The 11,601-nt window shown below is 51.0% G+C and carries 5 protein-coding genes; 4 read left to right on the plus strand and 1 reads right to left on the minus strand.

The window, feature by feature from the left end; translation table 11 throughout:
• The first annotated feature begins 530 nt into the window (after positions 1–530).
• The 4 genes from ACQKLP_RS13005 (at position 531) to ACQKLP_RS13020 (ending at position 10,264) form a co-directional block, all read left to right on the plus strand.
• Positions 531–6,713, plus strand: coding sequence for an FG-GAP-like repeat-containing protein (locus tag ACQKLP_RS13005; protein WP_427323181.1), 6,183 nt, complete (start codon positions 531–533; stop codon positions 6,711–6,713).
• Between the two features lie 414 nt (positions 6,714–7,127).
• Positions 7,128–7,607 carry a hypothetical protein gene (locus ACQKLP_RS13010; protein ID WP_341839436.1) on the plus strand — a complete coding sequence of 160 codons (480 nt, stop codon included), beginning with the start codon at positions 7,128–7,130 and terminating at the stop codon, positions 7,605–7,607.
• Between the two features lie 21 nt (positions 7,608–7,628).
• On the plus strand, positions 7,629–9,062 hold the full coding sequence (locus ACQKLP_RS13015; protein WP_427323182.1) for a hypothetical protein: 1,434 nt from the start codon (positions 7,629–7,631) through the stop codon (positions 9,060–9,062).
• Between the two features lie 353 nt (positions 9,063–9,415).
• Positions 9,416–10,264, plus strand: coding sequence for a hypothetical protein (locus ACQKLP_RS13020; RefSeq protein ID WP_427323183.1), 849 nt, complete (start codon positions 9,416–9,418; stop codon positions 10,262–10,264).
• A gap of 99 nt (positions 10,265–10,363) precedes the next feature.
• On the opposite strand, the gene ACQKLP_RS13025 is transcribed toward ACQKLP_RS13020, so the two are convergent.
• Positions 10,364–11,269 (minus strand): PorP/SprF family type IX secretion system membrane protein, encoded by a 906-nt coding sequence (locus ACQKLP_RS13025; protein ID WP_427323184.1) that lies wholly within the window; start codon positions 11,267–11,269, stop codon positions 10,364–10,366.
• Between the last annotated feature and the right edge of the window lie 332 nt (positions 11,270–11,601).

Here is an 11,601-nt window from a genome sequence, read left to right on the forward strand (position 1 = left end):
CATTTTCGAAGATGTCTAATGTAGATCAGGGTGCATATCCGGAAGAGGTATTACAAAGTGCTACGCACAGGTCCGGTTAACGCGGAGTTATTGGGTTCGGTTCATGGCTAAGGTTTGCGCAAGCGCGGTTGTTCGGAAGGGGATAACCGGGCCTGCAGGTACGGGATAATAATGTTATGAAGTCGAAAATAAGAAAAATTGATTGATTTTCAAGGGTTCTTTTTGTAAGAAACTATGGATTGATTGAATTGTCACTGCGGGTGGGATTAGAATCTTCGTTCCGAGTTTTCCTGGCAGGGAAGCATATTATGGTGGCGGGTCTGAAGGGGAGCCTAGGGCGTGCCGGTTGAAGATATCTCTACTCGACCTGGCTTACATCATTACACCGGCAGGCGAGATAGTAATAAAATGCATCTGTTTATTTTTCGCCAATTTCATCAATTGGGATTAAATTTGGAGCGTAAAATGTTCGCGGAAACCATCAAGTCGATCATTATCAACCCTTTACCGAATTAAATTGATAATTTAATATGTATCCCTGCCGCTTGTTCCTTTGTTTGGTCCTGGCTACTTTGTTTTCCCTTTCCAGCACCGCCCAATTAAGGGAAAAAATCCGGGGCATTGATAACGGGGCAACGCTTAAAGGCCTCAGTTTCTATTCCCCGAAAGAAGGATTTTTTGCCACATTAAACAACGTGTTTTTTTTCACTCCAGACAGTGCCACGACTTATGTTCGCCGTGAAGTGAAAAACGATAACGTCGATTTTAACGGCCAAGCCGTAAACCTCACATTTGGCTTCCTGATCGAGTCTGTCCACGCATTCGGGAAAGATGAGCTGCTATTGGGTGGCGACTATGGAAACGTACCGGCGATCCTTTATTCTTCAGACAATGGCCAAACCTTTAAACTCGTTTTTCATAACCAGGCAGCCCCGACTGCCGGCATTAACGGCGTCGGAAAAATTGTTTTCCCCGGAGGCGGTAACACAGGGTTCGCCATCTCCAGGCATCATATTCTCAAAACAACGGACCGGGGTAAGAACTGGCAAATTTTGCGGACAGATCTCGTCAGCGACTTCAACTCCCTCGCCGTACCCACAACGAACCACGTTTACGTCATGGGCCGAAATGCCGGCCCGGGTCAGTTTCTTCGTTCTTCCGATGGAGGGAATACCTGGTCGGAGGTTGCTCTTCCCGAAAATACCTATCTCTCTGCTATGGCGTTTTCCGATCACCTCCACGGATGGATTGCCATCAACAGGCATCAGGAAGAAGGCGGAATTTACCGGACAACCGACGGGGGGCTGACATGGCAACTTTATAATGACCCCAAAGCCGCGCCCATGAAAGCTATTCTCATGCATTTCGAAAATGAGCAACGCGGATTGGCCGCTCTGTATGGAAAAGAGATATATAGGACGGATGATGGCGGCAGAACCTGGGACCGCATCCCGCGCGATAACAACTTCACACATTATAGCGAACCTGTGAATGAATTACATTTTGTAAATAGTAACATGTTCTGGACCACATACGGAAATCAGTTGCAGCTTTGCACCAACGCTCAGGCTACAGCCATCCCCGTTGCCCGTTTCGGGGTAGATACCACGGGTTTTTACCTCCATAAAAAAGTGAAGCTGCGTAATGAGAGCAATCCCGCGCACCAGTTCCGCTGGATGGTGGACGGGAAGGTATTGGGTACAACTTATGACCTGGAATACGATTATATACAGTATAGCAACGTAGATGACATCGACCTCATTGCCTATAACAACCAGTATTCCGATTCCATACGCATCAGATTCGAGTTTCCCACTTACCCGCTAATCACGGATTTTGAGCCGAAGGCGGCGGGCGAAGGTGATACGGTAAAGATCCACGGCTTTTACTTTGACGAGACCACGGAAGTTACGATGGGAGGGGTGCCTGTTAAGTTCAAGCGGACCGGGAGCTCGCTCATCGAGGCTATTGTACAACATGGTACCACCGGAAGCATCATGGTAAAATCTCGCCAGGGAACGGGCGAGAAAGCAGGCTTTACTTTCATTGAGCCACCAGTGATGACGGGCTTCGCTCCTCAATCCGGCAAACCAGGAGATGTAATCATCATCACGGGCGAAAACCTGGAAGCCATCCGTAGCATCACGTTTGGCGGCTTGCCCGCCCGTTCGTATCAAACCCTTTCCCCGCAGCGGTTGGAAGTAGTGCTCGGTGATGCTGGCGACGGGAAAGTGGAAGTGAAGACGGCAGGCGGAATCGCTTTCAAGACGGATTTTAAAGCGCTTCCGGTCCTGCATGCCGCGCAACCGATGGCCTCCGCGCCCGGTTCGTACATAACACTTTCTGGTAGCGGGCTGGATAACCTGGAATCCCTTGCATTCGGTACCCGCGCAGCAATGAAAATTACCGTTCATTCACCCGCGTCGATCGAAGTGCTGGTCCCCGAATCCGCGGGTAACACCATCAGGGCTACGAAACATGGCACAATGGGCGAACTCACAGGTTTCCAGTTATTGCAGCCACCTGTTATACTCGCCGTCCACCCGGCGGCGGCCTGTCCAGACAGCGTGGTAACCATTAAAGGATTGCGATTCAGCGCCATTGCATCTGATAATATTGTTACTTTCGGCTCCCTGCGCGCGCAGGTCACGAGTGCCACAGAAAACACGCTTTCGGTCATCGTTCCGAAAGGAGCCGGGTATTCGCATATCAATGTGCTGGTGAATGGTTTGACGGCCCGTTCTCCCCGACACTTCGTGCCGCGGTTGCCGAAAACAGCGCCTCCGTCACCGGGTAACTTCCGCGATTCCAGCATCATCATACTGAACTTCCCGGAAAATCGTCCATACTGGAAACCCATTATTACAGATATTGATCAAGATGGCTATACGGATCTTCTTTATGGTAATTTCGCAGCAGACCTCGACCCTACGGCTAAGGGAGATACTATATTATATGTCTTCCTGAACAGCGGTAAAAGGGACCTGATGTTCGCCGCACCTATCAAGATTAAGCTGGAGAACTACCTTGAAGTGGCACTTATGGACATAGACGGCGACGGTAAAGAGGATTTACTGGTGAACGACGCGAACAGGGTGCTTCGCTTTTATCGGAACACTTCACGTCCAGGCCAGCCTTCCTTCCAGCAATTACCATATTCATATTCAATCGGGGTGGATTACTCATTGGGGAAATCGCATCATGCCTACGATCTGGATGGAGATGGCAAGCTCGACCTGGTCTACCGGTGGAACAACTCTGTCTATATTTCGCGGAATGTCTCCCAGGCAGGGAAAACCCGTTTCGATGATCTCGAATTCCGGACATTGTCAGGAACTATATTGCAGTGCATGGATATCAACGGAGATGGCAAGCCGGAGCTGGTAAGCGACAAGGAGATACTGATCAATCACAGCATACCGGGAAAACTTGATTTCAATTTGGTGCCGGTTACGGAAGGGTCTATTCAGGCCCTTGCAGATGTGGATGGCGACCAAACTGTTGAAGCAGTAATGCTGCAAAACAAACAGGCGGAAAGAAGCAACAGCAGCCTGCATATACGGACTTTGACCGAATCAGCAGACCAGCTGCAGTGGGGGCCGCCGGTCGAAACGCGTTCGCCGTATTATATCGATCAGTTGGACATGGCAGACATGGACCACGACGGAAAGCCCGACATACTTGTGCGCAATTGGGGCAACGAAGTCAGCTATGCGAGAAATTTATCATCATCGGAGAATATTGCCTTTGCGGCGCCAGTTGCGGTTTTCGCGAATCATGACCGCGGGTTGCAGCCCTTCCTTGTGGCGGCGGCCGATTTTGACCGCGATGGCCGGCAAGACCTACTGGTAGAGAATACCCTCGAAATAAACAAGCTCGGATCGGCGACGGTTTGGTTCAACGACGCCACCGCCGGACCGGTTATCGATTCGGTATCGCGTGAGGTGGTCTGGGAAGGACAGCATATCATGGTCTATGGCAGGAACTTTACCGGAACTACCGCCGTAAAACTAGGTAACTTATCCAACGCTACGTTCAGCGTGTTGTCGGATTCTGTACTGGAAATCACGGCTGGCCCGAGGCCGGACGCCCCGCTGAAGTTGACGACACCATTCGGTGAAGCGAGCTACTCGCGCATCGCTCCCCGGGCCCCTGAAATAACGTCCATCGAGCCTGCGAAAGCTTTGCCTGGTGCTACAGTAACAATACGAGGGCATCATCTGGGCGCCGCCGGCGAACAGACGGTTTTCTTCGGCTCGGTAAAAGCCGCGGTACTATCGGGCGATTCTACTCGTATAACCGCAGAAGTGCCGGCTAATGCACCCGATGCTTATATTTATGTAAATCACGCATCTCTTATCGGGCGCTCGCCTGTCAGCTTTACTACCATATTGCAGCAGCCATCCAAAGAAATACAGTTCGAAGCGCCTTCGATCTTTGCATTCGACGGAAACAACGGCAACCTCGCCGACCTGGATGGCGATGGGAAGCTGGACGTATATTCGGTTACGGATATGTATATCGCTCAGGATGAAGTGCGGGCGGCAACCGTGGAAATCCTTATGAACCGGTCTACTTTGGATTCCATTAAATTTGAGCCGGTGCCACAATCGCTGAGAGACCGCTTGCATGGCAGCCACATTGCAGGGGATTTTGATGGCGATGGCAAGCTGGATTTCGTGACACATTCATTCGGTTTAAAAGGATTTTACGTCCATCGCAATACCAGTTCTCCGGGCCAGTTGTCTTTCGCTGCTCCTGTCATGTTGCCGGTACAGGAAAATGTGTACGGCATGGCCTGGTTCTCAGATCTGGATAAAGATGGCAAGATGGACCTGATCGTCAATACGCAGTTTGAGCAGGTAGTCCATCGGAATATTTCGGGAAATGGTCAATTCGCATTCGAGCCGGCATATAACCTTGAAAGTGCAGTGATGGCTGATTATCAGCAATCTTTCGCGGTGCGGGATGTGGATGGCGATGGGATGGATGATATGCTCGTCAGGTTGAAAACAAAGCCGAATCATCATGATCAATATACCTGGGGCATTCTTTTGAACGAAAGCCGGCCAGCCCGGATTTCATTCCGTACCGTGCCGCTCGATGTAACCGCCTATCATTGGGGGCCTGTTTCCCTGCAGGACCTGGACGGCGACGGCCGGCCGGACCTTATTCCGAATTCGCATAATTCATCGAGTTGGGCTCCAATTTACCGTAACGTAAGCACCCCTGGAAACATCCAGATGGAGCAAACGGAGTGGGAGTGGGGCTTATGGCGACCTTTCAGCTATGTCGTTGATCTGAATAAAGACGGAATGCCGGACAGGGTTAAGGCGGATTTCCCATACGGAATGCTGCGAATTGAACGCAACGATGGCTCAGAAGGCAATCCGGAACTGGAAGGGGTATTTGAGACCGATGGTATAAAAACCAGTTATCTCCTCATCGGTGATCTGAATGGCGATGCCAAACCGGATATTGCATTGACGCAGGCAAATGAAAAACGGAAATCCAATTTGTATATCTACCCCAACAGGACAGGCGATGATATCCGGATAACCCGATGTGAAGGCTCGCCCGGTTCACTGACTGCAGGTATGAACGGAACGGCGTACCGCTGGCAACGAAAATCCGGTGAGCAGTTTGCCGACCTTCAGAATGGTAATGGTTTTTCAGGCGTTGATACACGCACACTACAGATAGAAAGGATAACTATGGAAATGGATGGCTCATTTCGATGTGTCGTGGATGAAAAGCCGGGGGTGGCAATTAAATTGAAGGTCCAACCGAAACCCGTGGCCAATGCAGGCCGGGACACCGTTACCTGCGAGCCTGGTGATCCGATCCGGATTGGAGCGCCGCCAATTGCGGGCTATTCGTATAAATGGGCAGGTGGCGATACGCTTTCCTATCATACCGTTCAAAACGGATGGGGCGGCATGTTTGTGCTGACGGTAACTGACCAGGCCGGATGTTTGGCGGTAGATACCGTGCAAGTAGAGGTTCGAAAAATTAAGCAAGCCGTAATATTCGGTACCGGACCGAACGGCACGGTCCTTTGTAGCGGTGCGCCTACAGAGCTTGTAGCGCAACCGGCTCAAACATACGAGTGGTATAAGGATAATATATTGCTCACAGAGGAAACCGGACAGGTGCTGGCGGTTACCCGGCCGGGATTTTATGAAATCGCCGGCAGGAAAGACGGTTGCCCCCAGTTGCGGATTGGCCTCCCGGTCAGAGAGGTTGCCGCGGTTCCCACACCCGTGATTACTGCGAATGGGCGAACGTTGCAGTCGACTTACCCAGGTATAAACAGTTGGTATAGAGATAACCAATTTGTAGGCACTTCCGAGGGCCCGACGTTCTTCGCTGATCTGCCGGGTTCATATTCATGCATGGCGCATGTAAATCCATGCAGTAGTGCAATGTCTAATGCAATATCAATTTCCGGTGCAAAATCGGATTTCACGGTAGAAAATGTGGTAGGCGGCCCGAACCCCGTTGACAATGTATATCACATACGTTTCCCGGAAAATTCCATTCCCATTGAAATGACGGTATACAATATGTCCGGCGACCCGGTAACCGGCAAGATCACCTTTACTTCTAGCTATGATCTGCCAGTGGGGCACCTGAACAAGGGCATATATTTCGTGCATCTGGTGCAAACCACAACAGCGAAGAAGATCGTCAAGAGATTTGTAAAACCTTAGCGTTTTAAGGTGGAAAATGGGGTGGTTACAACCAGCAGGGTTTGTAATCCCCCCATTTTTTATTCTTCTTTCTGTAGCCATATCTCCACAAAAATCTTTTAAAATTTTTTCAGGAAAAGGAGCGGCCAACATTTTAATCCGCCAACCCTCAACCCATCATTCCACACTGCATTTGATCGACTTAAACATATATATATAATTATATATTAAGCTTATAATCAATGCGTTCGTAGGTCATGGCGTTTTGAAATATAAGAATTAACCATATATTTACACCGCGGTTTACCTATACCGACTACCTATGCAAACTGAACGTCCGACGAAGCCCTTGACGCCGCCTGAATTTTGGCGCCCTTTGCCAGCGGATGGCCTTTTGCCCCGGCAGACAGCAACGAACACTTAACAGACAATCGTATGGATATTATTGCGTACCAGGACTTTCACGCCATTCGCCTAAGCGATTTTTACGATGGTCCTGATTACCAGGAAGTGGAAGATTATGATTTCATGGGGGAAATTTGGGTAGGAGAGCTGTGCGGCTTCAACACCTTCCTGCGACCGGTTTCCATCCCCGATGAAACCCGCGCCATTTCACTCGACTTTACGAAAGATCATGACGGCATGGCCATGCGCGTCCTCGAAGCACTGCAACTCCCGCTGCCGGCCAATTGCTCGCAGGCGCAAATGACCTCCATCCTCGGAGATCCCAAAAAAGTCGTAAAACTGGCGAAAGATACCGTCACCATGGACTTCATCATCGGCGACCGCTTCCGCTATTCCCTGTCCTGCACGATCCACCAGCAGAACGGATTGATGTACCTCGACGTGGTGAACGAAACCGGCGTACTTCAAAAAACTCCCAAAAAGAAAAAAACCAAAGAAGAAAAGATATAACTTTCGTATAAATCTATTTTCGTGCGAAGCTATACCTTATTCCTTGTTTGTTTACTGTCCCTGCCTGCCAGCGTTGCAGCGCAGGACAGCCTGCTGGCCAAAGCACAGGCCGTTCCCGAAAAATATCTGCAACAGGTCACCGGTAAATCGAAGAAATACGAACGCCAGGTAGAAAAACGTACCCGGCAGGCGCTCGACCGGATGATGCGGCAGGAGAAAAAGCTCCAGGCCAAACTGATGAAAGCAGACTCCCTGGCCGCTAAAAACCTCTTCACCGGTTCGCTGGACTCCATGCGTAATCTGCAAGCCCGGCTCAGCAGTAAAACGCAGGCCGCAACCCGTTTGCTCAATGGGCAAACCGGCGGCTACCTGGACACGCTCACCAATACCCTCGGGTTCCTGAAAGACGCAAAAGGCCTGCTCGGAAAAGCCGGCGATGTGAAAGGGAAACTCGGTAAATCGATCGAACAGGTGAAGTCGCTGCAAGACAAGCTGAAGCAGGCCGAACAGGTCCGCAATTACATCCGCGAGCGCCGCAACCTTCTCAAATCCCAACTGGGCCAGTACGCCAACATGACCAAAGATCTCCAGAAAATCAATAAAGAAGCTTACTACTACGCGCAGCAACTCAAGGAGTACCAGTCCGTTTTCAGCGACCGCAAAAAAGCGGAAGCCAAAGCCATGGAGCTGCTCCAGAAACTGCCGGCGTATAAAGATTTCATGGCCCGCAATACACAGATCGCACGGTTGTTCAACCTCGCCGCTGCAGGTGGCGGCAACGTAGAACAGCAGCTGGAAGGATTGCAGACCCGGGCGCAGGTGGAACGCCTGATCCAGGAGCGCCTGGGCGGCGGCGGGCCCAATGCCTCGCAAGCCATCCGCCAGCAAATGGATGCCGCACGGTCGCAGATGGACGAGCTGAAAAAGAACTTCCCTGATCTCGATAACGCCGCCGAAATGCCTGACTTCAAGCCCAATGAAATGAAGACCAAAAGTTTCCTTTCCCGGCTGGAGTTCGGCGCCAATGTACAGTTCCAGCGCTCCAACCAGTTCTTCCCCTCAACAGGTGATTTTGCCGGGCAGGTCGGTTACCGCTTCAGTAAAAACGGGATCATTGGGATGGGAGCGTCTTATAAATTGGGCATGGGAACGGGTTTCAACCATATCCGGTTTTCGCACCAGGGCATGGGCGTTCGCTCGTTCGCGGACTATAAACTAAAAGGGACGTTTTTCGTCAACGGCGGTTTCGAATACAATTACAACGCCGCCTTCGTCAACCCCAACCAACTGGCCAACGCCAAAGTCTGGACACGCAGCGCCTTGCTGGGCATCGCCAAAAAATACAAGATCAATAATAAGCTGAAGGGAAATATGACCCTGCTGTACGATTTCCTGCACAATAGCCAGGTCCCACGCACCGATCCGGTGAAATTCAGGGTGGGATATAATTTTTAGCCGCTTTACACAAATGTCTTTACCGCCAGTTGGTGCTGCCAATTGGCGGTATTTTCATTGCTACATCATACAAATAGCATAAAAATATATACGATATGTTTTGGAAGAAACCCTTAAAATATTCGGAATGAATTTTGGAATTATTGAAATAATGCATGGAATTTGATTGAAAATTAAGATTTGGGCGAAGAAAAAGTTATTTTTATAACGACAGACGAGAAAACGAGTAAGTGATGATCAAAAATCCCTTACCTGGATGGCCCGGGGCGGGGAGACCGGCGGCGAACCAACTTGCATGTATGTGAAAGCAGCCGGCGCTTCCTGCCTCAGGCCACTACAATCAAAGCCGTGCCATGATCAGTGTTACTGCCGCCATACAACAGATTGCCGCCTGCCGGACCACCTGGGGCAAAACTTCCATCCCGGTCACGGAAGCCACCGGCAAAGTGATCACCGAATTTACACCGCCCGAAGGCCCATCTGCTACATTGCCCGCTCCGGGAACTATGCTGACCAGCCGCCACCTCGCCACCATGTCCCAATCGGGTATAACGCAGGTTTCGGTGTATATGCCGCCGTCTGCAGTCTTTATCGGAGTTGGGGAAAGTGAGGGTAGCATCAATAAACTCACGGTGGAAGGAACATTGTCGGATTACGGGATCCCCCTGCGCGAAATCGCCACCATTCCCGCCGCGTCGCCTGGCATGCAAAAACTGCTGGAGGCTTCGCTGGATGCGGATTTACTGGTGCTCTGCGGCGATATTTCCCCTAGAACTTTCTTCGAAGCCGGCGTGGAACAGGTGTTCAGTAAGGTAAAAGCTCATCCCTGCCAGGCGTTCTGGTTCGGGTACAGTCCTACGAAAACACGCGTCATGCTCATGCCTTCGGACCCTTTCGCCGTACAGGTTTCGGCCAAACTTTTCCTGGAATCCTACATCCGCGCCTGTTGGAACATGAAGCCCATCCGGCCCCTGATGCTCCCGTACGCTGAACATCGCTCGCCGGCCGTGGCGCAGGACGAATACGTTCCGGCAGCCATGGTCCACCGGAATGGACTGAAGGTGCGCGCCATTTCTTTTTCCGGCAAAACGGATATCCGGCAGGCTGCGGAGGCGGAAGGTTTCCTGTGCCACAGCGCCGAGCATGGCAGCCTGGAACCCTCGTCGCTGGTACCTTTCTATCCCTGGAACCACTTGGCCTGAATCCACTTTCCCATCACGAAACCTGAAAAGCCACAACCCGTTACACATCGCGGATCGCTGATGCATAACGGGTTGCGGGATATTTCCTGTAATTGTTGCTTAACTGAAAAGGCGCACTTTGATTCCCAATCCAAAGTTGCCACCGTATGCGTCCAGTCCGGAGCGCTGGTTGGTGTAGCTCGCCTGCACCTGGATGGAATTCTTAAACTGGAAGCCCACTCCGCCGGTCACGGCTTTGTTGGAATGGTACAACCCGAACACGTTCACCATATTCCGGGCGAAGCTCACGCGGGCGCCGGCATCCACCACGCTGTTGGAGTTCAGCATGGGGCGGAAGCTGATAAGCGGCTCGATCGAAGAAATCTTGTAGCTGCGGGTGCCGAATTTGTAAGATGCGGTCACCGCGAAAGTCGACTGGCCGCGGGGCTCCTTTTCGTCGATGTTCTTCAGGGTGCGCGTCACGTTCGGCATAGCGGCCTGCAGGGTAAGGGCGCCGTTCGTATAGGCGATACCGAGATCGAGGCCCATTGCGTTTTTGTAGCCTTCATAGCCCTGGAGAGCTTTGGCTTCGGGCGTTCCGGGCTTCACGTGCTCGGCGCGCTTGTTGTCGAGCGATACGCTGGCACCGATATGGAGGAATTCCGTATTGTCTTCGTTGAGGGAAGTGTGGTATGCATAAGACATGGCCACACGGGTTTGTTTCAGCGGGCCGGCCTGGTCGTTAAACACGGAAAGGCCAACGCCGAGGGTGCGGCAAACCTGGTAATCACCCGTCAAAGCGAACGAAACGGGCGCGCCGTCGGTTTCTTTCCAGGCTTTGCGGTAGCCCATGCTCAGGCTGAGGCCGGTATCCGCACCCGCGAGGGCCGGGTTGCCGAGGTACCTGTTTTCAAAATATTGCTGGGGGAGCGGATCTTGCTGATCGAAAATGCGCTGCGCCTGCACGGCCACGGGCAGTACAAGGGTCAGCAGTAAAAGGCAGAATTGGGTAGAGATGTGCTTCATCTGCGTTCGTTTGGGTACAGGAATAATGTTCTCAGTATCATCCGGGACAATTTACCCCGGGTGACAAATATAGTATTAATGCTTAATTGAACAAAAACATGAATATGAAAAAGAGGTAATGAAACCCGCTATGGGGGCTATTTTGGGGCGGTTTGACAATCTACGTGAATTGAAAGCAAATCAGCATTACATATTGAATATCAATATTATATCATTTTCTCAGTGCGATACATAATTAAAAATTAAAAAATATGTAAAAATTTTTCCAAATGATGGGAGGGGAATGGTCGTGGCGGTGATAATCGATTGGAGTAAAATGTGAAGCAGGGGGT

It is taken from the genome of Chitinophaga sp. NPDC101104 (assembly GCF_050277495.1).
In the GTDB taxonomy this organism is placed as follows: domain Bacteria; phylum Bacteroidota; class Bacteroidia; order Chitinophagales; family Chitinophagaceae; genus Chitinophaga.